The 25,859-nt window shown below is 34.8% G+C and carries 16 protein-coding genes; 8 read left to right on the top strand and 8 right to left on the bottom strand.

The features are described 5' to 3' along the window. The first annotated feature begins 130 nt into the window (after nucleotides 1-130). The 8 genes from OM075_RS10495 to OM075_RS10460 all read left to right on the top strand — a co-directional run bounded on the left by OM075_RS10495 (nucleotide 131) and on the right by OM075_RS10460 (nucleotide 7,055). Nucleotides 131-400: a hypothetical protein gene (locus tag OM075_RS10495; RefSeq protein WP_301190461.1), complete on the top strand. Its 270-nt coding sequence runs from the start codon at nucleotides 131-133 to the stop codon at nucleotides 398-400. Further along, nucleotides 388-1,314 carry an IS3 family transposase gene (locus OM075_RS10490; RefSeq protein WP_363321581.1) on the top strand — a complete coding sequence of 309 codons (927 nt, stop codon included), beginning with the start codon at nucleotides 388-390 and terminating at the stop codon, nucleotides 1,312-1,314. The genes OM075_RS10495 and OM075_RS10490 overlap by 13 nt, the downstream gene beginning before the upstream one ends. Nucleotides 1,315-1,936: 622 nt before the next feature. Next, a complete protein-coding gene (locus tag OM075_RS10485) occupies nucleotides 1,937-2,398 on the top strand; it encodes a glycosyl-4,4'-diaponeurosporenoate acyltransferase CrtO family protein (RefSeq protein WP_301190460.1) in 462 nt (153 codons plus the stop codon). Nucleotides 2,399-2,498: 100 nt separating this feature from the next. Continuing rightward, the gene (locus OM075_RS10480) at nucleotides 2,499-2,897 is read left to right on the top strand and encodes an SMI1/KNR4 family protein (RefSeq protein WP_301190459.1); all 399 of its coding nucleotides are present in this window, start codon (nucleotides 2,499-2,501) and stop codon (nucleotides 2,895-2,897) included. An 18-nt stretch (nucleotides 2,898-2,915) separates the two neighbouring features. Further along, nucleotides 2,916-3,377, top strand: coding sequence for a T9SS type A sorting domain-containing protein (locus tag OM075_RS10475; RefSeq protein WP_301190458.1), 462 nt, complete (start codon nucleotides 2,916-2,918; stop codon nucleotides 3,375-3,377). 136 nt (nucleotides 3,378-3,513) lie between these two features. Continuing rightward, the gene (locus tag OM075_RS10470; protein WP_301190457.1) at nucleotides 3,514-4,671 is read left to right on the top strand and encodes an alpha/beta hydrolase-fold protein; all 1,158 of its coding nucleotides are present in this window, start codon (nucleotides 3,514-3,516) and stop codon (nucleotides 4,669-4,671) included. A gap of 62 nt (nucleotides 4,672-4,733) precedes the next feature. Beyond that, nucleotides 4,734-6,176, top strand: a complete 1,443-nt coding sequence (locus tag OM075_RS10465) for a glycoside hydrolase family 30 protein (RefSeq protein ID WP_301190456.1) — start codon at nucleotides 4,734-4,736, stop codon at nucleotides 6,174-6,176. Between the two features lie 126 nt (nucleotides 6,177-6,302). Further along, nucleotides 6,303-7,055: a YARHG domain-containing protein gene (locus OM075_RS10460; RefSeq protein ID WP_301190455.1), complete on the top strand. Its 753-nt coding sequence runs from the start codon at nucleotides 6,303-6,305 to the stop codon at nucleotides 7,053-7,055. Nucleotides 7,056-7,409: 354 nt separating this feature from the next. On the opposite strand, the gene OM075_RS10455 is transcribed toward OM075_RS10460, so the two are convergent. The 8 genes from OM075_RS10455 to OM075_RS10420 all read right to left on the bottom strand — a co-directional run bounded on the left by OM075_RS10455 (nucleotide 7,410) and on the right by OM075_RS10420 (nucleotide 25,464). Continuing rightward, on the bottom strand, nucleotides 7,410-10,235 hold the full coding sequence (locus OM075_RS10455; RefSeq protein WP_301190454.1) for a glycoside hydrolase family 2 TIM barrel-domain containing protein: 2,826 nt from the start codon (nucleotides 10,233-10,235) through the stop codon (nucleotides 7,410-7,412). 311 nt (nucleotides 10,236-10,546) lie between these two features. Continuing rightward, nucleotides 10,547-11,953, bottom strand: a complete 1,407-nt coding sequence (locus OM075_RS10450) for a glycoside hydrolase family 28 protein (protein ID WP_301190453.1) — start codon at nucleotides 11,951-11,953, stop codon at nucleotides 10,547-10,549. A gap of 10 nt (nucleotides 11,954-11,963) precedes the next feature. Beyond that, the gene (locus OM075_RS10445; RefSeq protein WP_301190452.1) at nucleotides 11,964-14,744 is read right to left on the bottom strand and encodes an alpha-L-rhamnosidase; all 2,781 of its coding nucleotides are present in this window, start codon (nucleotides 14,742-14,744) and stop codon (nucleotides 11,964-11,966) included. Next, the gene (locus tag OM075_RS10440) at nucleotides 14,728-15,477 is read right to left on the bottom strand and encodes a rhamnogalacturonan acetylesterase (RefSeq protein WP_301190451.1); all 750 of its coding nucleotides are present in this window, start codon (nucleotides 15,475-15,477) and stop codon (nucleotides 14,728-14,730) included. The genes OM075_RS10445 and OM075_RS10440 overlap by 17 nt, the downstream gene beginning before the upstream one ends. 87 nt (nucleotides 15,478-15,564) lie before the next feature. Then, nucleotides 15,565-18,723 (bottom strand): glycoside hydrolase family 88 protein, encoded by a 3,159-nt coding sequence (locus OM075_RS10435; RefSeq protein WP_301190450.1) that lies wholly within the window; start codon nucleotides 18,721-18,723, stop codon nucleotides 15,565-15,567. Nucleotides 18,724-19,062: 339 nt separating this feature from the next. Further along, the gene (locus tag OM075_RS10430; protein WP_301190449.1) at nucleotides 19,063-20,463 is read right to left on the bottom strand and encodes an arylsulfatase; all 1,401 of its coding nucleotides are present in this window, start codon (nucleotides 20,461-20,463) and stop codon (nucleotides 19,063-19,065) included. A gap of 132 nt (nucleotides 20,464-20,595) precedes the next feature. After that, a complete protein-coding gene (locus OM075_RS10425) occupies nucleotides 20,596-22,095 on the bottom strand; it encodes a RagB/SusD family nutrient uptake outer membrane protein (protein ID WP_301190448.1) in 1,500 nt (499 codons plus the stop codon). Nucleotides 22,096-22,293: 198 nt separating this feature from the next. Next, complete coding sequence (locus OM075_RS10420; RefSeq protein ID WP_301190447.1) at nucleotides 22,294-25,464, bottom strand: SusC/RagA family TonB-linked outer membrane protein; 3,171 nt, start codon at nucleotides 25,462-25,464, stop codon at nucleotides 22,294-22,296. Nucleotides 25,465-25,859 lie beyond the last annotated feature (395 nt).

The raw sequence follows: 25,859 nt of genomic DNA, 5'->3' as shown, positions 1-25,859 counted from the left end.
TGCTTCTTTAAACTTTTTGTAATCAAATTCTTTTGTCATGAGGCAAAGTTATTTTCTTTTTAATCTATTATGACACAAAGTTTTGAACACTCTCGGACAAGATGAAGAGCATGGTCATATATTACGGTGGATGCGAAAATTAGGTTATGATGATAGCATTCCAATTCGAAAAACTACTTTTGCAACAAAACAACGACCAGTGGAAGAAAAAAAGCAAAGCGATCAGGAAATTGATTCATTTGAAACACTCCAATTAAAAAAAAGAATTGAGGAACTTGAAAAACAATTAAAAGATGCAGAAATGAGATCAATTGCTTATTCTACAATGGTTGATATTGCAGAAAAGGAGTTTAATATTCCAATTAGAAAAAAGTCCAATACCAAACCATCGAAAAAATAAAACAGGACTATTCTCACATAGGATTAGCAAAACTATGTGGATGGTTTGGTATAACCCGGCAAGCTTATTATCAAAATACATGGAAAGCAAGTGATATTAGTATTGAAGAGTCATTGATTTTAGATGAAGTTCATAAAATAAGACGCAACCATACTAGAATGGGAACTCGAAAGTTGTATGCTAAATTACAACCATTTATGCAGGAACATGGTATTAAAATGGGTAGAGATGCTCTTTTTGATCTTCTTTCAGCCAATAACTTATTGGTAAGGAATAGAAAACGAAAAGTAACCACTACTAACTCATTCCATTGGTTACGCAAATATCCTAATTTGATACGAGATTTTGTACCTGTGGCTCCAAATCAATTATGGGTAAGTGATATTACGTATTGGAAAATCAAAAGTGGACATGTATATATTAGCTTTGTTACTGATGTATTTTCGCATAAAATTGTTGGTTATCATGTCGCTGAGACATTAGAGAGTGTAGAGACAATTAAGGCTCTGAAAATGGCTTTGTCTGATATTTATTCAGATCCTGCGAGTTGTTTTGAATTAATCCATCACTCAGATAGAGGAGTTCAGTATTGTCAGCACAATTATGTAAAATTACTGAAAGACAACAAAGTAAAAATAAGCATGACAGAAAATGGAGATCCTCTAGAAAATGCAGTAGCAGAAAGAATTAATGGCATTATGAAAGATGAGTATTTATTGGATAAAACAGTAAAAGATATAAAACAAGCAAAAAGGGTTTTAAAAGAAGTCGTATCTCTGTACAATGAAGACAGACCTCATAACAGTATCGAAAATCATGTTCCAAATTATGTACATGAAAGTAAATTAGTTACAAAGAAACTATGGAATAATTACTATAAAAGAAGAGATGTAATAGAAACTGTAGATTGTTAATATCTAGAATAACTCTTCGGTTACCTTCGAGTTATTTCCAGATATTAACAATCCATCATCATCATTATGATTGTAGAGATAAATATGTATAATTGTAAACCAAATTTAGGACTTAATCTAAGTTGTAAACTTATCTTCGGATTAAGCCATTAACATGTGAACTTTTTTTAGGACGAGTCAAGGCCTTTGGCCCTCGATATACAGCTATTTAATTAAAGGGCCGTTAGGCCTGATTTCTTAGTAGAATAGAACATCCGTATTGTGATTAAGGGGCGTTAGCCCTGATGTCTTAAATTTACCACAGTATTCAAAAGGATATTAGAAACCAAATTTGATTTTGTTTTATGCCATATTGCAAGTCTGTATATTATATATTGTAGTTTGTTTCATATGATAATAATTTACTTTTAATTGCCATATGGAATTTATATAAGCTGTTCCATAGTGTAATGGAGCTGCCTTTTTTATTAATTAAAAGTCCGTTATGTAATACTAATGTGTTTAAAATATTTATTTTAGCAAATCAGTTTCATATATTTTATCACACATATAATAGTTAATAACAATCAGATCAATGGATCGTTTTTACTTTATTATGTACAATATTAAACATTGAATTATTATGATGGCTCATTATATCACATTTAGTATATCTATAACTTTTATTTCCTGGATTGTAGGAATGATTTTAGGTGAAATATTAAAAAGAACAGCATTCTTTAAAAACCTCTCCAACTTTAATTTTTTTAAAAGTAAAAGACTGAATCAAAGAATTGGAATGAATGTTTTTAGATGGATTGTGAAGAATACATTTTTTAAATTTTTCAATGCAAAAATTGAATTGAAAAATAAATTCACTACAGCCGATCTAGAGGAATTACGTAAAGAAATGACCTATGCCGAGATTAATCATTTAATAGGTTTTTGTATGGTAACCGTTTTTGCTTTTATAGAATTAGTCAGGGGGAACTATCTTTTTGCATTGATTTTTATTATCGTGAATATACTCATGAATTTATACCCATCCCTATTGCAGCAAGAAAATAAAAGAAGAATTGATAGACTGCTGAAAATTTGCAGGTAATATCATTATAGAAATAAAATAATATATTTCACATTTCTGTTGCCATGCAGAAAGAAATCTTCATGAATATAAACCATCAGTCAAAAATAAACATTAGTATATGCCTTTCCCAATTGACGAAAAATACATTAAGCAAACAGAACTTGAGCTTGGGGTGATATTTCCATCTTCCTTTACCGAGAAAATGAGAATCAAGAATGGAGGAGAAATTCTTATCACTAATAATGACTGGCTTATACATCCTTTTTTTGACAAGAAAGATAAAAAGAGAATTTCCAGAACATCTAACCATATTGGATATGAAACAAAGGAAGCAAAGAAATGGAAAGGGTTCCCAAAAAATTGTATTGTAATAGGAAGTGATAGTTATGGCAATAAGCTTATTTTGCGTCCAGGTATATTAAATAAGAAAAAGCTTAAGGATACTGTTTATGAATGGAATCATGAAACAGGGGAAACTAAAAAATTAAAAAAATCCATTTCAGAATTATTAAAATAATCAAATCATACTAATCAAATGAACAAACTTGTAGTTATCATATTATTCGCTACTTTAATCATCACATCTTGTGAGAAGAATAATTCAGAACTTCCATACATTAATACTTCATCAGAATGGAATCTGGATGACCAATTTAACAGTCTGGAGCAAAGTTTTTTTGATACATTAAACTTTAAAAATACTGCAGAATTTATCATGGAAGAAAATGGATCTCTGCATGCGAGTCCAACTATTACATTTCATCCAAATCCCTTTTTTAATGTTTGTTATCTTAGTTATAATACAGCACCAATAATTAATATTGCTATCCTAAATAGTCGTTATAAAAAAATATTGGAAGCTCGATTTGAAGATGCGTATGAAATTGCATTTAACCTTTCAGACCAACCATCCGGCACTTATCTGTTGTATTATGTAATTCAGGATAAGGATTATAATATTGTTCAACTCGGTCATGGAAGTATTATAAAGGAATAGTTCTTTGAATTATTGTATTGACCAATAAGCATGCATCAAATTAGCCTATTGATTTAATTAAGCCAAAAACTTATAAAAACCATCAATGTTGGAATATATAAATTAGATATTAATAATGTAAACCTTAAAAAAAACTATGAAATTAATTCTTTATTCAATCTTGTTCACCCTTTGTATAAATTCAATAACCGGACAGAAAATCGCACGAGTAGAAAATGTAAAAATTCAATCAGAAGCCCTAAATCAGGAAAGAGAAATATTAATATATACCCCAATTGATTATGATTGGAGAGTAAATGAATACTTCAATGTAATTTATGTTTTTGATAGCCAAAGCAGAGAATTCTTTGATTATACAAGTTCTATCATTTCCTTTTTATCCGATAATACAAAGCCATTTATTGTTATAGGTATAACTTCGCCTTATAATGAGAAATTAGATTATGCACGAAATAATGATTTGTTGCCCGTGCTGGAAACTCAAAAATCGATAGATCGTTATGGTACGTATTCAGGAAATGCTGATAAATTCTTTGATTTTGTGAGTACAGAGGTAATTCCATTTGTGGATTCGCATTATAGAACATTGAATAACAGAATAGCAGTTGGGCACTCATTAAGTGCTTCTTTCGTTCTGTATTCTTTTCTTCAAAATTCAGATATCTTTAATAATTACGTTGCCATTTCACCCAATTTGGCTTATGATGATAATAAATTAGCTAATGCTTTGATCGACTATGATTATTCCAAAATAAAAAGTCCAACTTATTTTTATTTAAGCCATGCAAACGAAGGTATTGATTATTGGAAAGAATGGAAACCGGCCCGGGAAAAACTATATTCATTTTATAATCAGACCTTAACTAATCATAATGTAAATGTTCATATAGAGGCATTTCCAGAGAACAATCATTGGAGTACTTTTCCGCCAAGTTTAAGCAAAGCATTTAATTTTTATTTTGATGAGGTTTCTGCATTACAAGAAAAAGAATTGAGTGAAGAAGAATATAATGTAACGATACGAGTTAAGGTTTTAAATAAAAAGGATAATGTTTATATAACCGGGAATCAGACTAATTTAGGAGACTGGAATCCTAAGAAAATCAAAATGGAAAAAACGTCTGATCTGGAACGGGAGATCACACTAAAACTTAAAAGTCCGGCACAATTTAAGTTTACCAGAGGAACATGGGAGTCTGAAGCAGAAGTAAAAGGTACTTATGGTAACATCACCATAAAACCTGAGAAAGAGTCCGTTTTTGATTTTGAAATAGAAAGCTATTTTGATAAATAATAAGGACTTAGTATTTTACACCTAAACTGCATTACCCATATTATTTTAGATTCGATTTAAAAATGAAAAAACTTCTATTGATTACCCTTGTTACAATTACAGCTTGTACGCAACCAAAGTTTGAAATGACTACCACAACAGAATCAAACCCATGGATTGTTACAAGTATTGAAAATAAAGAGTCCAATACCGATACACTTGATATTATTATTGAGTCGTCCAATACCTTACAGGAAATAGAAGGGTTTGGTACCTGTTTTAATGAGTTGGGGTGGACTTCGCTTCAGCGATTGAAAGCAAAAGATAGAGAACAAATTTTTAAGGAGCTGTTTGAACCAGGTTTTGGTGCTAATTTTACCATTTGCAGAATGCCAGTTGCCGCCAATGATTTTGCCAGAAACTGGTATTCCTACAATGAAAAAGAGGGCGATTTTGAGATGAATAATTTCAGTATAGCCAATGATAGGGAAACGTTGATTCCTTTTATAAAGAGTGCCCAAAAGTATAATCCTAAGCTTAAATTGTGGGCTTCGCCATGGTCACCTCCGCAATGGATGAAATATAATAAGCACTATGCAGCAAAAAGTGTTTTGGGCGATTCTGAATTTCAGTCGGAAGAATGGGGAATGGATTTACGCGGTATAAACAATGGTTTACTTCCGGAACAAGAAGGTAAGGAAGGTTCAGATATGTTTATTCAGGAACCGGAATATTTCAAGGCCTATGCATTGTATTTTAGTAAGTTTATTGAGGCATACAGAAATGAGGGCATTGATATATTTATGGTTATGCCACAAAATGAGTTCAATTCAGCTCAGGTTTTTCCCAGTTGTACATGGACCGCAGCCGGATTATCTACTTTTGTAGGAAAGTACCTTGGTCCCGAGATGCAAAAACAAAATGTAGAGGTCATGTTTGGGACTGTTGAAAGAGCAACAGAAGAACTGGTTGATACTGTTTTAAATAATGAACTTTCGAAGAAATATATAACAGGTGTAGGTTTTCAATGGGCGGGAAAAGGCGCCATACCAGGAATTCATAAACGCTATCCGGACTTGAGATTATACCAAACAGAGCAGGAGTGTGGCAATAGCAAAAACGATTGGAAGAACTGTATTTATTCCTGGGATTTGATGAAGCACTATCTAAAAAATGGTGCAAATGCCTATATGTATTGGAATACCTCTCTGGATGAGGGAGGTATCAGCACCTGGGGCTGGAAACAAAATTCATTGGTTAGTGTGGATACTACCAATCATACATTTAGATACAATCATGAGTATTACTTACTAAAGCATGTTAGTCACTATGTGCAGCCCGGAGCAAAACTTCTGAAAACATCTGGCATATTTAACAATTCTCTGGCCTTTGTAAATCCTGATTCCTCTATCATACTCGTATTAAGAAATGAAGAAGCTGAAGACCAACAAATCAATGTATACGTTGATGATAAATCGTATTCATTCCTTTTAAAATCAGATTCGTTTGTTTCTATAAAGATTTAGGTTTTTATAAGGAGTTTTCTCTATTGAATTCTTGTAGATAGAACCAAGGTAATGATTACTCTGAGTTATTGAATTTAAATATAGGTCACATTTTTTATCATTGATTAATCATATATAGTACATAGAATGAAACTAAGATATATTATTCCGCTTGTTATTATATTAATGAACAATATATTGGGATTCGCACAAGATGCAGAAGATCAAATAAGCATTGTACCTGCCAATTTTCCTACAGATTATATTGTCAAAGAATATTGTCCCAGTTGCGAAACTCCGGATAGTTTAATTTTTTATCCGGATAGAACTTTTATTATCAGTCTGGGAGGTATTGAAGAACACCAGAAGCATTACGAACTTGGAATTTGGAAGAAAGAAGGGAATTTAATAAAGATTGATATTTATAAGAAAATTGGAATACGACCAATAGGAGAGCCTACAAATCCTGAGGTAAGCTATGCGGATAATCCTGATGATTATTTCGTATATAACGAGTATGTTCCATATGAAGAATGGATTTCTAAGACCAGAATATTTGATATTGAATCTCTTAGTAATTTTGATATTGCAATAGATACTTGTAATAAAGCGACTCAAATAACTATAGATGTACCAAAGTATCTTATAAAAGGAAACTATAAGATTGCTTCATGCAGACTTTTAAAAAAAGAAGATTTAGAATGTTTGACCCAAAGAGATCTTAGACTAATGCGTAACGAAATATTTGCTCGCTATCATTATGAATTTAAATCGCCTGATTTACAAAAGTATTTTCTTAATCAGAAATGGTATAGAGGTTACACAACTCATGTTGATAGATTTTTAACGGATATAGAAAAGAAGAATATTAAACTAATCACAGATCTTGAGAATAAGTAGTCATGTTGTTATTGTAATAGTTTGTACTAAAATCCATAGTATTACTATCAAACATTTGGACCTGCTCTTGATAGTTAGAATAAGAATGTATCTCAATAGTGTTCTATTGTAATGATGCCAGCGGCATCAAATGTTTATAGCAAAGGTTGGATAATCGTAAAATGACTCCAGAGGAGTCACACTAACAATCTTTGAGTCTCGGTTGAATAACAATATTGGTGTAAAACAATATCTGTATGAAGTCATTGTATATAACTTCTTAACAGGAGTTCAATATCCCATAAAAAACGAAGGCTGCCCTGGTAGATCAGTAGGACAGCCTTCAAATGATACGGGGATTTTTATAAATGAGGATTATCTAAAATCAAAATCTAAAATCATTCTGATACCTTCATCACCTACTTTAATACGTATGTTTCCAGGCTGACTGTGTGGCCCTTGTTGAGATGTAGGTTTAAATGACTGTATAGCTGGTATATCATAAAGGAATGAAATATCACCTTCTGGAAATCCAGGCATTGTATGTCTGCCGTTCTGGCGACCTTTAGGTTCTTCAGGTGTTAACATTCTTAAAAATACACCATCACTTTCAGAATATACTGTAAATGGTGCTTTATCAGATTGAACTGTCGCCCAATATAAATTAGCATGATATCCCTTAAACTCAGGATAAGTTAAACCATACTCACTTTCGCCGGTAATGGTATTGTTATAATCTTTTTGCCATAAATTATAATTGGTTCCTTTAATCCTGTTTTTCCAAACACGATAAGGTCCGCGACCAAACCATTCCATACCTTTAACCAATTCCTCAGGATAGTTGAAAGTAAGTCCTAAACTGTAAATATCATTATCGGTAAATGCATCATCAAAGCCTTTTCCTCCGCGTGCTCTGTTTAGCATTACTGCATTCATATTTAAAATACCATCTGCATTCATTGTCCATACAATAGAATCCATTGCACCTAAATATTTGGCTACAAACATGGCTTTATCTTCAGTTTGTTTTGTATAGCAGCTGGTATATTTCATTTTCATTCCAACAGCTACAGGTCCATTAGTTAAAGGAATAGTGCCATTGCTGTTTGTTATTTCCTTAATCTGACCAGTAAGCTGACTAAAAGAAACAGAAACACCATTAGCCGTTAAAGTAGTAATACTATCCATTTCTGATACCTTAACATCGCTTTGAGTTTCGGCTTTTGTTATCTGAGTTTTAAAATACTCATCAGTATATTTTATAGGCCAGCTCCAGGTACAAATAGCTTTACCGGTTTTATCAAAAGCCTCAATTTCCAACACATCAGCATTGAAGAACTGATTAGGTAATTCCATTTTAGCTTTACCAGCCTCTCCCGGAGCCAATGCAGGTAAGTTAACTTTACCAGTTGTAATGACTTCTTTTTTACTTCCTTTTAATGGTGAATCTACTTGGTATAGTTTGTAACTCATGGTACACTCACTAAGGTTAGTGTAGATGTAATGGTTCGAAACTGAGAATTCTCCTTTAAAAGATGGAGTGATATACAACTGCTTAAATTGTATTGGAGCCCAAACTTCACGAACTGTAAATACACTTCCTTCCTTTTCGCGATAAGGACCAACAATACCATCCGGTGCACGGAAATCATCAGAATCAAGAATTCCTCCTTTGTCTGTTCTTTTCACAGCACAATCATTAAAAGCCCACATAAATGCACCAGCAAATAATGGGTGAGAAGTCCAGTTTAACCAAAAATCTTCCAATCCGGCACCATGACCCTGATCGTACATACCATGCATAAATTCAGTAGGCATAAATACTTTATAACCATTGGTTAAACGAGCCACACCAGTTAAATAAGTAGGGTAGTGGTGTGCATCTATACCATTAAAATCAGCCCATGGGTGAATTACATGACGCTTTTGAGGATCATAGTCTGCAAAGTGAGCATCTAAATTGTAGTTCCAGCCACCTTCGTTACCATTACTCCAAAGCACAATACAAGGATGGTTTACATCTCGCATTACCATTTCTTTCTGCAGTTTTGGCCCTACTTCAGAATCGTAGCAGTTTTGCCATCCGGCTAATTCATCCACCACAAACATTCCCAATGAGTCACACATTTCTAAAAAGTGTTGATCAGGAGGGTAGTGGAAACGTACCGCATTCATGTTCATTTCTTTCATTAACAACACATCGCTTTTGCTAATTTCGCGATTGGTTGTACGACCACCTTCCGGATGAAATGAGTGGCGGTTAATTCCCTTCATTACTATTTTAGTACCATTCATGTAGATACCATCTTTAGCTCTGAATTCGATAGTACGGAATCCCATGCGTGAAGTCCATTCATGAACAGTTTTATTATTGCTGTCAATCAGTTTTAAATCCAATACATACAATTGTGGATTTTCAGGATTCCAGGCAATTACATCATCCCATTTTGTAGAGATTTGTTGTTTTAAATCGGGATTGCTGATGGTAAATGTTTTGGTTTCGAAAGAACCTGATCCTGTTAAAGGTTTAATAGAAGCAGTAATTTTACCACCTTTTAATTCAGCTGAAAGAGCAATGTCTGCAGTCAGGCTTCCATCACCTTTGGCATCTAAAGCTACATGATCAAAGGCTGTTTGAGGTTTAGCCTCTAAATAAACAGGACGGTAAATACCTCCAAAAGTCCACCAGTCGGCTTTACGCTCAGCAGCATTAATACTGTTATTAGCCGAGTGTTTATGAACGATTACTTTTAAGTTATTCTTTTTACCAGCAATGATTTTATCAGTAATATCATACGAAAAACGATAAAAACCTCCCTGATGCGTATCACCAGCTTTTTGATCGTTAATAAACACTTCAGTATCTATCATAGACCCTTCAAAAACAATGGTTATTTGTTTTCCGTTCCAATCCTTTGGTACTTTAAAATCGTACTTATAAGTACCTACTTCCTTAGATGGCTCTTCACCTTTTTTGTAGAATCGACCGTAAGTATAAGTTCCAAAGCCCTGAAGTTCCCAGTTACATGGCACTTCGATCTTACTCCACTTTTTACTGTTTTGTCCATCAGAACAATAAAAATCCCAGGTTTTGGTATGGTATAAACCCGTCCCGGACAAGTACTGTCTTTCTGTATTTTGACTTGCCAATCCCAATGGAATCAGCAGTAGCATACAAATTATAAAATTGATATATCGCATAATTATTTAGTTTTCAAATTGAGCAATAAATACTAATTACTGTCACTCAATGGTTACTGTAATTAATTATTAGGCTGAAGGCCTAAAACATCTCAGCAAGGGGCATCGCCCCTTGTATTTAGTTCCAGGTAGATCTCAGGCTGTAAGCCTGAAACCAATTTTAAAGGTATCAGACTTACAGCCTGAAAACAATATGTCAGGAGGCTTGGGGCGATGCCCCAAGTTATGCTGTATAAGGCCTTCAGCCTTTATTATACCACACATCCAACTATTGATTTACATACCTATTAAATGTAATATTTCATGGAACTTTAAAACTTAATCTTCTTTGTATTTTCAAGCTTTAATTCATCCTTACCTTTAATCACAAAGTTATTACATTCCCAATTTTCCGCATAACGGATATGACCAGCTTTTTCACCTTCAAACGAAACATTAGTAAACGTAAAGTTATCAATAGTACTTTCTTTTGTGCCACCAATTATAATGGCAGTTTTTGCATTTTTTACATTGATATCCGTAAAGGTCATATTCCTGAATTTAGGAGTTCCTAATTTAGGATCAACTGGTTCAAGCATTTTTAACCAATGTTCCGGAAGACTGTCTCTGTTGTAACCTTCGGGTAAAAGAGAGTTACTGTATGCCGGATTCCAGTTTAAATCAACCGATAGGGGATACTTTACATTTTCCATGGTGATATTAGATAAATGTATGTCTTCTATAACACCACCACGTTGATTGGTACTTTTAAATCGTAAACCAAACGATGTGCCTACTGCCTTTAGGTTGTAGCCTACAATATGCTTAATACCTCCGGATGTTTCGCTACCGCAAGTTACTAAACCAGCACCAACACCAGCGTAACAATCTCTCAGAACAATATACTCGCAAGGACGATTTACTTTTAATCCATCACTATCTCTACCAGCTTTTAAGCAAAAATTATCATCGTTACAATTAATGCTACTGTTTTGTACCAATACAAATGAAGAAGAATCGATATCAATACCATCTGTACTAGGTCCATGTCCTTCAATGTTATTGCTAATGGTAATATCGTTAACCGTAACATGCTCTGAGTATAAAATATGTAAACTCCAGAATCCTGGCTGATACAATACAACTCCTTCCACAGTAACATTTTTACATTCTGAAATCAGAATTCCTCTGGGGCGATCACAATCGTAATCTACAATCCATCTTAAACCCTTCTTTTCATAATCCTTACGCATGGTCCAGTATTTATCCCAAAATACTTTTCCTTTACCATGAATAACACCATCGCCAGTAATGGCAGCATTCTCTTTATTTAGAATATTTACCAATGCAGAAGGCCAGTTCATTTCAACTCCGGCCACACGGGTATCAATGTATTTGTAATCTTTTAAATCCTGACTACCCATTAACATAGTGCCTTTGGGAATATGAAAATTTACGTTGTTACCAATAAAAATGGAACCGGTTAAATAAATACCAGGTTCAAAAGTAACCATTCCACCACCTGCAGCTTCAGCATCATCAATAGCTTTTTGAATGGCTTCAGTATTCATTACCAATGCATCGCCAACAGCACCATAATCTTTTACATTAAAAACTTTCTCTCCTTCAGGAAAACTTTTTGCACCCACTTTTTCCATCCATTTAAAATTTGGGATGTTATTCTGGGCATAAATACCGGTACAAAGAGCAATGGTTATAATGAATAAAATATACCTCATAACTAATGTTTTATTTAGAATATTTAATAGGTATTAGTTTAACCTGACTGTTTAAACCTGCCGGCATGGTTTCCCAATTGGCATAACCTGTTTTTTTATAGTTTAAGTCCACAAAGTTGATCTCTTTAAAAATACGCCATTCAATACCTTGACGATCAATACTGGCAACGTGATTGGCTGGTAAACCTGTTACTTCTACTTCAATAGAATTTAATCCGTGTTTAATATATTCGCCAACAGAAACCAAATAAGGAACCGACCATAGTGTTTGCACTTCCTGGCCATTTATTTTTACTCTGGCAGTTTCTCTAACATCTCCTAAATCAAGAATCCATTCAGTGTCTTCATCTTTATTAATGGTAAACGTTGTGGAATAAACAGCTACACCCATGTTTTCCTTAGCTTCCGGAACATTTAATTTAGTCCAGGGAATTAAAGTAGGTAAGGTAAATGTATCTGTGATAGCCGGAATACTTTCTTTAAAATATACTTTCCAGTTGTTGTTGATTAAATATGGTTCACCGGATTCAACAATGTAAGGCCAGTTTTCGCAGTTAACAGGCGAATTATAGGTTCTTAAAATGATGGATTCGCCAGATTTTAGCTGTATGCGCACTTTGGTTTGTCCGTTTTCTTCTTTGGTCATGGCTTTACCTATTTTTCCTGTCATAGGATCAAAGAAAACAACTGTACTTGCAGGTTCTTGCAAAGCAATCCAGGTATCTGTATCCTGATGCTTTAATGCCGAAATAAAATAGTGATGTCCGTTGTTGTTTTTACGACGAATAAACTGAAGATCAGCTTTCTTTTTAAATTCTTCGGCAACAACACCAGTTTCATCTAAAGTTTTCTCAAAATCAACACCAGTAATGATTTTTCCTTTTTTAAAGGTTGTTGATATTGTTTTTGTAAAATCAGTAGCAGGAAGTTCGCTGATTAAGCTGTTGAAGTTATCTCTTCGTTCCTTTAATTTTCCAAATCCGGGAACATCATCAGGATAGTTTTCAAGGAAGATGATTTGTGCACCTTCTGAAGCTAATTTTAATAGATTTTGAAGCGTTTCAACCGGCATTTTATTGGCTGCAGGAACAATCAGTGCTTTATATGATGCACCACCTTCAGTAACTAAACTGCCATTTTTAACTGTGGTTGAGTTTACAAAATTATCTGAGATATAATCCATGTCGTATCCGGCTTTGCTAATTGAATTTACCACACTGATAAACTCAGGAGCACGTTCTTTCATGGCATGAATATCAAACATCAATAAACGGCCTTCTTCATTGTGCCACATGTCGTAAACAGGAAGGTAAACCAGAAAGTCATTATCAGGCTGACCCATTTGCATAAATGATTGTACACGCGAAATATATTTAAAGAAAGGCTGAGCATCGCGCCATAATGGGTTGGTAGGACTCATATCCACAGAAGCATAAAACTTCCAGCCCGGCCATGTTGCATCTTCAGGACTATAAGTAGTGCCATGGAAATATACATGATTTACACCAGAAACATACATCAAATCCAAATCAGGTTTACATTGAGAGAACGAAGTTCGGAAGTGTTCTGTTAACCATGTAAAAGTTTCAGATGAGGTATATTGCTTTCCTGAAATATGAGCTGCCGAAGAAGCATACTTTAACATTGATAAATCAGAAAAGTTATGTCGGGTCATCGAATCTTTACGTAAGCCTTTGATATCAAAATTAGATAATCCAAAACCTTCACATTCCGGAACATCAACTGCTGCATAAATATCAATTAAATTACCCGGAGATCCATGCGCCTGATTACGTGTTTTACTGTTTAAACTATGTGCCCATTCGGTCCAGGGAATCGTAAAATTGTTGACCAACATGCTTGAAAAAGTTTCTCTGTAATCAGAAATAATTCTTGCAGTGGTATCATTATGTTCTTCACTTAAAAACCAGGGAAGATATTCCTCCAATTTATAACCATGCATTTTTTCAAAAGCTTCCAGTAAACCAGGGGTCCAGTCTGCACGATATACTTCGTAACTATCGTTAAAGAAATATTTAGGAGGTGTGGCATTGCTCTTGGTAAATGCCTTTGTAAAACGATCTAAATAACGTTCAACGCCATCTTTTGAGAAGTGATTTAATACCAATCCTTGTCCACCCGGAGCTGCTCTTTTAACTTTTTGGAAAGTATGCCCTTCAAATAATGCAATTAACTTCCAGTTACCATTGGGAGCTGTCCAGTTTAGTTTTTTATTTTCTACTTTATCAGTAAGATTTAAACATTCTCCTGCTTCTGAATAAGCCATTAAACGTGATAGAACAGCTGTTTCCTGTTGTTTTTCGTCGTCAGGAATAATCTCATCTTTTAATTGTTTTCCTGTGCTTAAACTATATTCCTTGATCAACAAACGACCAGCAGCATCTTCCACGGTAACTTCCGGACCACCGAAAGGCCATCCGGTTCCGGTATTCATATCGATGTTAATACCTAATCGTTTGCCTTCTTTTTGGGTATGATTATACAATTCCATCCATCTGTCCGACAAGAAGTCTACTTCATTGGAATCGTTACCCTGAATACCATATATAGGAGTAATTTCAAGAGAACCAATCCCGGCATCAGCATAAGCTTCCATGTTTTTAGTCAGATTCGTTTCATCAACAGCATTTCCCATCCACCACCAACGCGATCCGGGTTTGGTGTCAATGGATTCCTCAGGCCATTCAACCTTTGGCTGACACTGAGCAAACAATAAGGGAATACACAACAGAGGTGCATATTTTGCCAGTTTTTTAACGGATAACAACATGATCAGCAATGTTTTTAAGGTTTTGTTTTTTAATTTCTTTCGCTACAATCTCAGCAACGGCCATAGCCCCCGGAGTTTGTAAGTGCGTATCGTCCTGCGAACCATTAGGACGAATAGAATCAACGCCTGCCGGAATCCACATATATAATTCTTTGGATGGTTCATCACCCATCATAATAATCATGTCTCTGGTTTTTACATAAGTGTCAATCAACGGAATGTTTAAAGAATCTGCCAGTTGACGCATGATTGCAGGGTAACCTAATAAGCGGTCGTCCACAAGCGATCTTCCGTTAAAAGTTCTCATTACGATTGAAGTTGCTAAAATAGGATTGGCTTGTTTAGCCTGAGCCTCTGAAATCATTTTTAGCAGGTTATTTTTATAGTCAGGGTAGGAGGCATGTCTTTCAGGTTTAGACGAAGCATCGTTATGACCAAATTGAATAATAACATAATCATCAGGCTTAATAGAGTCAATAATTCCTTGCCATCTGTCTTCAGCAATAAAACTTTTGGTACTTCTTCCGGCTTTAGCCTTATTAACGACAGTAACATGCTCATCAAGAAACTTGGGTAACATTTGAGCCCAACCTCTCATTACGGTTCTGGTAGTATCATAGCCCTGAGCAGTAGAATCGCCGGCAATATAAATGCTTACATCTTTAGGTTTTGGTGTATTACAGCTAATAAGTGCAATGATTGAAAATAGCGATATTGTTGTTCTTAGTTTCATTATTAATATTTTTACTATTCTTCATAAGAAACGAATAACCTAAACTCGTCGACTTAAGCTATTTGTTTCTTATGTATGATATTTAAATTATTTGTTTTCGTTAACCAATTTGATGTCTACCGGTAAATTTCTGTTACAGGTTATTTTATTGTCTTTAAAAATTAATTCTCCAACCTGAATTGAAGATCTGCGGGTTTCGTAATTATCTTCCTTAACACCTTCTGTTCTTCCCGGGTGTGTAAAGTAAAAGATGTAGGCTCTGCCATTGTTTACAACAACATCAGCATGTCCGCCTTTCACTTCATCATCCGTTCCAAAACCTGGTTTAGCAAGGATAAATTCATCCTGAAGGTGCCAGTTATCCATGTTTTTAGAGCTGTAAACGGTAAGTCCTCTCCATGAATCAATAATCATGAAATATCTGTCTTTCCAATAAAAAACTACAGGACCTTCGCCACGTCGTTGAGCAGCAGCCAAACCTTTATCTTCCCAATGGTATAAATCGTCACTTTCAGCATAGTATATCGATTTATTATGACGCTCATTGTTGTAATACATTCTCCATTTTCCGTTTGGTGTTTTTATTACTTCAGCATCAATAACTTTATTGGAAGCAAGATTAATTTTAGATTCAAACTTCCAGTCAATTAAATTACTACTGGTCAGATGAATGATTTCCCGAGGATGACTCCAATCAGAGAAGATTCCCGGAACAATGGTTAAGTACATATGATAGGTGCCATCATATTCCATTACATCGGGAGCCCAATAGGTAACATCTTTACCTCCGTAACTTATCTTGGCGTCGGTTTTATATTTCCAGGTTAATCCACCATCTTCAGATTCGGCAATACCAATAGGTGTACCATGAACCCAATCCACGCCCTGAGTATTCTCAAGGTTCGCTCTACGGTTGGTGTAGAACATAAACCATTTTTGTTCTTGTTTATTCCAAATGATAACCGGATCAGCAGCACCATCGAAAACAGGATCACGATAAAGAGGCTTAGGGGCTACTTTTGTAGGATGATCAATGGCATCCTTTTTCATGTAGTTCTTTAAATCGCAATCTTCAAGAATATAAACTGCTTTAGCGATGGTATTTCCGTTTAAAATAGCACCTATATAAGAAGTATGTACATTATCCTTATAATAAGGTTTTGTTGCTTCCTGACCTATTTTTTCGTATTCGGTAGCACATAAATCGTTGGCATCGATGTAACAAACATTTTCTTCTTCGGCTACTTGCTTGGTCCATTTTGCATAGGTATCGGTAACTCTTGCTATTTTTCCATCTTCCCAATTATTTCGGGGAGTATGAGATAATGCAATAACCTTTACTCCATGAGCTTTGGCTTGCTTAATATAATGACGCATGTAATGACCAAAGGTATAAACGGTTTCCGGACCACCGGTTGCTTCCATAATATAGTCCTGAGATTCATCTCCAGCACCCTTAATAGATGCGCGCGCACGACCGGTATTAAAAGGACCGCCATCATTATGTCCGAATTGAATAAAAAGGTAATCACCTTCTTTTAGACCTTCCAAAACATTCTGCCATAAACCTTCAGTAAGGAAAGTACGACTACTGCGGCCTCCCAAAGCATGGTTTTCAATGGATATTTTTGTTGTATCAAAGAAATGATCAAAGAAACTTGCCCATCCCCATTGGCCTAAGTCACCGCGATCGCGACCATTTTTAACCGTTGAGTCACCAATTACAAAAACAACAGGATTATCACCTTTACGGGTGCTGCCAGCTTTTAAATAGGGAGGATGACGAGGATCACCAACTTCAAAAATAGGTTCAGTGTATGGTTGCGTTTGTCCGTAGAAATGAACAGCGCTATCGTTCAATTTAGGAAAGTTGTGGTTCAGTAATTCAATCATTTCAGCACCTGCCAATAACATAGGTCCGTAACCATGTGCAGCATAGGAGCTTGTTGGACGGTGGTAATAAAAGGCAGGATCAAAGCCCATGCCTGTTCCCACACAAGTACCTTCAACCTGACCTTGTGCATTGATTTTTTCAGTAAGTGCATTCCATCCCAATGTGGCCACAGAACCATAAACATTTGCATTCAACCATCCCTGGTTAATACCATGAGCAATGGCATAAACATAAATTGCAGAGGCCGAAGTTTCAAGATATGAATCGTTTTTATTGATTAACTGGTGCCATAAACCTTCTCCAGACTGGTATTGCACTAAAGCAGCAATTTGTTTCTGGTACAAATCCAAAATCCACTTTCTGTCTTCATTTTTATCTGATAGAACATCCAATGCTTCACATAAAGTAAGTAAGGCCCAGCCATTAGCTCTGGCCCAGTAGTATTTAGGTTCAGGATTTAAACCTTCAACCCATCCATGACGAAAAAGACCATCTTCTTCAACAAACATCTTTTCTTTGAAAAGTTTAATTTGTTTGATGGCTTCTGAGATATATTTATCATCACGTTTATATTTTCCCATTTGTAGCAGAGCAGGGATTCCCATAAACATATCATCTAACCATACTGTATTATGAAGGGGGCGTTTCCGGGCAAAAGTACCATCTTGCAAACGGTATTCATGGTACATGATATAGTCGATATAATTTCCAATTAAGGTATCAAGTTTGGCAGATGGTTTACCAAATACTGAAGATTTTATCATGGAAGTACACATGGCACCCGCATCATCCAATGCATGAGGTTGCAAAACACTTCTCATTAAAGGATCAATGGTTCCTTCTTCTGTTAAAATTGTTCCAAAATAGGGAGCAACATCAGATAAAAAATTAAAGCGCTCATTTACATAGTCCAGATATTTAGATTCATCTGTTACCTGAGCCAATCTTATCATGGCTGCATATGTTACTCCCCACTCATATGATGTTAATCGAAAATCGCCTTTTTTTAGATGGCAATCATTCGTAATGTCTTTGAAATCAGTTACGATTTGTTGGTTTGTTGTATTGATAATTTGAGCAGGAGTAGCTTTTGAAAGATATTGCAGGATGGTTTCCATTTTAGTTCCAATCTCAACCTGATTTGGAACATGATAATTTATAGGGTATTCAGGCTGTATTAAATGTAATGGGGTGTTGGCGTCATTTACAGTCGTTGTAATAATTTCTTTCTTCTTTTTATTGAATTTCGCTTCTTTTTTTTCAGCATAAGAAGCAAAGCCCATAAAACATAAAAACAGGAATATGGAAATGGTTTTTAAATGAAATTGATTGGTGCTAAATATATTTTTCATATGTCTAAATTTGCTTTTTATTGCCATATGGAACTCGTCAGAAATCAATAATTCACATGTATGTGAAAAAATCTCTCATGGCTCGTTTTCTTAATTGTATTTATGAATTCTTGTACAATACATTTTTACAATTTCAAAAATATACATCTGCATTGTTTTAGCAGATGTATATTCTTCCATAAACCTGTGTTTTTATACTTAAGTGTATTTTACTTTAATACATGGACTTTTAGAGGGTAAATGTTATATGTTTATAATAAGTTTGTTATGAAGATTGTATGGCGTGTACAGACATTTTATATCAATATGATAAAATCCAGTATTTACCACAATTATGGATTATTTTCCATTTACAGGCCAGTATGGAGACTCTGTTCTGCACCCCGAAAGGTATGCTTCAATTTCCTTAATAATCTCAGGATGTCCACTTGAAATGTCATTTTGTTCACCTATATCTGTGGATAAATCGTATAATTCCATGTTTCCTCCAATAACAACAGCCTTCCATTTTCCATATCTTACCGCTTGTTTATATCCTCTTTCAAAAAACTCCCAGTACAAAAATCTAGGTTTGTCAGGAGTTGGTTGATCCAGTATTGAGGAATAAACACTCACACCATCAGTTTTCATTTTGTCGGTTTTATAATCAGCAATTTCAGCAAACGTTGGCATGATATCGGCAAAATACCAGGGTAAGTCAGATTGTGATTCGGCCTTAACCATTTTAGGAGACCATACAATCATAGGAGTTCTGATGCCTCCTTCGTACATGTCTCTTTTATAGCCTCTAAGCTGACCATTTGAATCAAAGAAGTCCACAACTTCAGTTAACTTGTCAGAGTAGTTTGATCTTGGGCCATTGTCTGACGCAAAAAACACAATTGTATTTTCACTTATTCCTTCGTTTATTATTGCTTGTTTTAATCTTTCTATATTTTGGTCAAGATGATAAATCATACTTGCATAGGTCTTCATATTTTCAGGCCAGTCTTTATCATCATAAATGGCATTATCAGGCGCATCAAGTGGGGCATGTGGATTTGAGTAGCACAACATTACCATAAAAGGCTGGTCTGTATCTTTATTTTTCTTGATAAAATCAATGGTTTCATCAGTGCAGATATCGGTATGATAATACCCTTTTTTACCCTCAGCATTTTGAGGGATATCAATCATCACATCATTTTTCATCCTTTTATCTGGCCAGTAGGTGCTTGAATAGGTTTGAGGTTTATTAATCAACCAGCCATAAAATTCGTCAAATCCCCGATGTAAAGGTGTTGCTGTAGAATCATAACCTCCAAGGTGCCATTTACCCACAAGACAGGTTTTGTAACCGGCATCATGCATTAAGTTTCCAACAGTATAATCTGTATCGGCCAGGTTTGCACGATAAACTGTTTTATCTCCCTTTTTACCGGCAACACCACCTGTAATTGTATTGTTACCTCTAACAGTTGTATGACCAGTGTGTTGACCAGTCATTAATACACTTCTGGAAGGGCCACAAACAGGGGCTCCAGCATAGGTGTTGGTGTAAACTTTACCTTCTTTGGCCAGTTGGTCAATATGGGGTGTTTGCATTAGTTTTTGTCCTGCATAACCTACATCATTATATCCTAAATCATCGGCAAGTACAAAAATAATGTTTGGCTTTTTTGATGTTTCATTGGTAGTTTGAGGATTAGTTTGGCAACTAATAACAATTAATGGCAGCGCTAAAAATTTTAGAAATTTCATGTATAGAATATTTATTATAACAGGCAAATATAGTTTAAGAGGAGAGAGGTTAAAATTTTCAGTGATATAAAAGCAAAAACAACAAAAAGCCGGCACAAAAGAACCGACTTATTGTTGTTAGAAATGAATACTCTAGTATCCAGGGTTTTGTTCGTATAAATCTTGTTTTACTTCCATTTGAGAATAAGGAATTGGATATATAATGTAGTTTGCAATAACTGGACTAACATTATCACCATCATCTTCTTGTGCTATCCAGGCATTCATAACATCAATTACTTTACCAGTTCTTACTAAGTCATCCCATCTTAAACCTTCAGCCATAAACTCTTTTCTACGTTCAGCTAGAAGCATATCCAGATTAACGTTTGATATTTCACCAAGACCAGCTCGTGAACGTACCTGGTTTACGATTCCATCAATATCAGTTTGACTACCCGATGTTTGTATTAGGGCTTCTGCTTTCATCATTAATACATCTGTATACCTGATGATAGGGAAGTTAACAGGCCAGTTAAATCTGGTTGCAGGCGCATAATTTACATCAAGAAATTTAACAAATTGAGGATTATCTACCGGGTTGTTATTTTCATCAACATAACTCATAAGAATGGAAAAATCATCTCTTAGATCGCCATCTTCAAATGAAGCCAATAAATCTGCAGAAGGATCACAACCACTACCATCATTAGGTACACCACCTGCAAATGACAGATTTAATCTGGCCCAACTTTCAAGGTACATCAAGGTTGGTAAAATTGTTCCAACACCTGATTCAGAAGTTGAACCTGTATCGATTGCTTGTAAATCAAAAATAATATCTGGATTATTTTCATTGTTGTAAGCAAATATAGAAGCGTAGTCATTTACCCATGAGTAAGGACCATTGTTAATTATATCATTTAAAAGCGATAACGCATCTGAGTATTTGTTTAACCCTAAACCAGGACCATCAATACCATAATCAGGACCAGATTGAGTTAAATAAACTTTTGCAAGCATTGCCTTGGCAGCCCAAGATGTTACTTTTCCCGGAACTGAATATGAATCAGCTAAATTTGAAGCAGCAAATTGCAGATCAGAAACAACTAATTCATATACATCAGCTATGTCAGCTCTGTCTAAAACTAAAGCTTCTGAAGGATTAATTACATGATCCATTAATGGTACTTTACCAAAAGTTTTGATTAACTGGAAGTATAAAAATCCACGTACAAATCTGGCTTCACCTACCATACGGTTGTAGGTTGTGTTATCACTAATAATCGATTCTGATATTTTATCCAAAATAGAATTGGCCAGATAAATGCCTCTGAAGTAATCATTCCAGCAATCTTCAATATAATCGTTAGTTTCTAATGTATTTGCAAAGTTATTAATGGGGTTCCATAGGCGCACACCTGTACCTGGAGCAAAAACATTGTCACTTCTTATTTCGGATAGGAAAAACTGATGTGTTGAGAATGTTAATAATGAATTATACATTCCGTTAATGGCTTGTTCAAACTGTTCTTCGTTTTGATAGAAAGAATCAGCATTTTGATTGTCAATGGGTGCTTGATATAATTCATCATCACAGGCTGACAGACCTATTAGAATTACACCCAATAATATTGATAATATCTTTTTCATCTGTTTATATTTAATTTATTAATGCCAGATGGAACTCCCAAAGAATAATCATTCTCGTGTGTGAGAAATCTTTAATCATGGTCGTTTCATGAGTTTTAATATTGATTTGTATCACTATATGTAACTGGCCTTTGATGATATCTCTTATGCTTAAGAGTTTGTATCAAGGCTTGTTTCATCATAATAATCTCTTTTCAATTAAAATTTAAAGTTTAATCCTAATACCAATGATTTAGATAATGGGAAAGCACCGTAGTCATCACCATTGTTGTTAACCGCTTCAGGGTTAAATCCACCATCGTATTTATCATCACCAAACCAGTTTTCTGCAGTAACATATACTCTTGCTCCGGAAACGATGTTGGATGTAATGATTCTTCCTAAATCATAACCTAAAGTAATGTTTCTAACTCTCCAATAGTCGCTTTTGTATAACCAGTCAGTGTTTTTAATTCTACCAAATGAAGATGGAGATTTTCTTTCTTTACCTTTTACATCAGCTGCAGTTAAGGTTTGTCCTTCTACCCATCGTACTCTGTTTCTTGCTTTACCAAGGGTGTTTTCAGTACCACCCATTCCGGTACGATAAACACCGCGACCAAAAGTAGAGTAGATCATACCACCAGTTTGACCTTGAACTAGTATTGATAAGTCAAATCCTTTGTATGAAAAACTATTAGTGATACCCCAAATAAAGTCAGGGTTTGGATGTCCAGAGTATGTTCTGTCGTCAGCATTTATAACACCATCGTTATTTTGATCAACATATTTTGGATCACCAGCTTCCTGATTGCCATATCTGGCAACACCGTTTGCAATATCATCACTTGTTAATAAGCCATCTTGCTGAACCACAAATAAAGTATACATTGGTCTTCCAACTTCTAATACATTATGAGTAATATCAAAGGCTCCACCGTAGATAGGTGAATTATCAGGACCTAATTTTTTTACTTCATTAGAGTTGTGACTTAAGTTAAATTGAGTTTGCCATTTAAACTGACCAACTAAGTTTCTAGAGTTAATTTCAACTTCCCATCCTTTATTTAATACTTCACCAATGTTAGTTAATGCTGAAGTAAATCCACTGGCAGAAGGTACATCGATACTTAATAATAAGTCTGAGTTTCTTTTTGTATAATAGTCAAAAGAACCAGTAATTCTATTAGCCATAACACCAACGTCAAAACCAACATCAATAGTTTCTGATGTTTCCCAACTTAAGTCTGTATTAGGATAGTTTGAAGGAGTTAAACCGTTTGCAAGACTTCCTCCTAAGCTGTAGTTTGAGTTAGATAGTAATGCAATGTGTTTGTAATCACCAATACCATTATTACCTGCAAGACCCCAGCTGGCACGAATTTTTAAGTTGCTAATCACCTCTAAATTATCCATGAATGCTTCTTCTGATAATTTCCATCCAAAAGATGCTGAAGGGAAGAAACCATACTTTGTATCATCACCAAACTTAGAAGAACCATCGCGACGAATACTTGCTTGTAAGTAATATTTGTTATTGTAGTTGTATTGTGCACGTCCAAAATAAGAGAACAGTGTTGCTTTTACCATTGAAGTTCTACCACTTGTTGTATTTGAACTGTTTATTGTTACAACTTCATCAGAAGCAAAATCAGTACCTGAGATACTATATGTGCTTAGATCAAAAGCACTATACGATTGTCCTGCTAATAAATTTAAATTGTGAGCTCCAAATGATTTATCATAAGTTAATGTACTTTCTGTTACGAAGTTTTTTCTTGTATAACCAGATTTTGATGCACTGGCTGTTCTGTTTCGAGTTACAAAAGAAGGAGTATAACTATATGCTTCGTTATCATGAATATCAAAGTTTAAATTAGATTTGAATTTTAAACCTGATAAAATTTCATATTCAGCAAATGCCGTAGTAATAACTCTGATAGTTTCGTTGTTGTTTTCCTTATATTTTGCCTCAGCAATCGGACTTACTCTTGAAGTACCCCACGCATATCTGGTATTGTCACCTACATTTGTGCCTAATACACCAACATTTGATTCAACAACAGGAGCCATACCAACTGTAATATGAGTTAAGGCATCTTTACCTTCAACACCTGGATCTTTCGTTTGAACAAATGAAGGTGCAACATTTAATCCAAAACGAAGTTTATTATTAGGACTAATCTCAACATTTGCTCTGGCACTATATCGTCTGTAGTTTACACCTATTGCAACACCTTCCTGATCTAAATAGTCTCCAGAAACATAGTATTTAGCAATGTCGTTACCTCCGTTTGCAGATACCTGATAACTCTGAACCATACCAGTTCTGAAAAATTCATCCTGCCAGTCAACAAATTCAACTCCAGGATGACCATTTTCTAACCATCTTTTATCCCACATATATGTTGTGTTAACTTCATCCCCGGAAAGACCTAAAATAGATTGACGAGTTTCCCAAGAGTCAGATGATGAACCATTACCACTTCTGTACCAAGCGTAGTTGATGTGCTCAATTTCTCTTTCAACCCATTCTTCAGAGCTTAGTACATCTAATTTTTTAGCGGTTTTATTAATACCAACATAAGAATTAAATGAAATAGTAGGTTTACCTGATTTACCTTTTTTAGTTGTAATAATAACAACTCCATTAGAACCTCTGGAACCATAGATAGATGCAGCTGCAGCATCTTTAAGTACTTGAATTGTTTCTATATCATTAGGGTTTAAACTTGATAATGGGTTACCACCAGAAAAGGAACCACTAGAAGACTGAGATGAAACTTCTAATGGGAAACCATCCACAACGTATAGAGGTTCATTGTTTGCTGAAATTGAACCTGTACCACGAATCTGAATACTGAAACCTTTTCCTGGTAAACCAGAGGTTTGTTGAACACGTACACCTGCCATTTGACCAATTAGTGCCTGATCCACTTTAGTAACAGGACGTTCTGTAAGTTTTTCAGCACTCATTACAGCTACTGCATTTGTAAGATCACTTTTCTTTTGAGTACCATAACCTACTGCAATAACTTCATCCAAACCAATTGATTCTGATTTTAGTGTAACATTAATCGTCTTTTTTCCTTCAACAGCTACTGTTTGAGATTCTAGTCCAATGAAAGAAAATATTAATATTCCATCTGAAGGCACATTGGCTAATGTGTATTTACCTTCGATGTCTGAAATGGTACCTACTGTTGTACCTTCTACAACAACAGTAGCCCCAATAACAGGTTCGCCAGTGTCATCTTTAATCATACCATTCACGGTAATCTCATTTCCTTGAGCAAAAATGGAGCCTTGACTGGCCATTAAGGAACAACAAGTAAGAAATGCTATAAAAAGCATTTTTAGTTGTTCCCTTTTTAACTTCATAAGATTCATACTAAATAGATTTAATTAATTATATAAATTGGTTAATTTCAGTAAGCTGTATTTAATAAGCCGGGTATTGCCTGAAATCATACTCAAAAGTATATTGTAAACGAATGTTAAAGAATGGAAAATAATACTAAGGCCTGTAAAAATGTGTTAATATATTTGGAGGATTATTTTCGAGGAGTATGTTGTATGGGTCAGAAATACAGATCTTTATGTGTGTTCGTATGTGAGAGGTAAAAGAATATTAATGCATGTTAATTTTCAAAAGCTGAATAAGGTTATAAAGAATGAAATTACTATTGAGAGAAGTATATATATTGAGTTTTAGTATACTTTTAAAGTAGGTTTTTCATAAAAAAAATGGGCAACTCAAATAAATGAGTTACCCATAATCTATT

The sequence above is a fragment of the Plebeiibacterium sediminum genome, from assembly GCF_026013605.1.
GTDB classification, from domain to species: Bacteria; Bacteroidota; Bacteroidia; order Bacteroidales; family Marinilabiliaceae; genus Saccharicrinis; species Saccharicrinis sediminus.
Note: the sequence above shows the minus strand (reverse complement) of the source record. Positions and strands in the feature narration are given on the sequence as shown.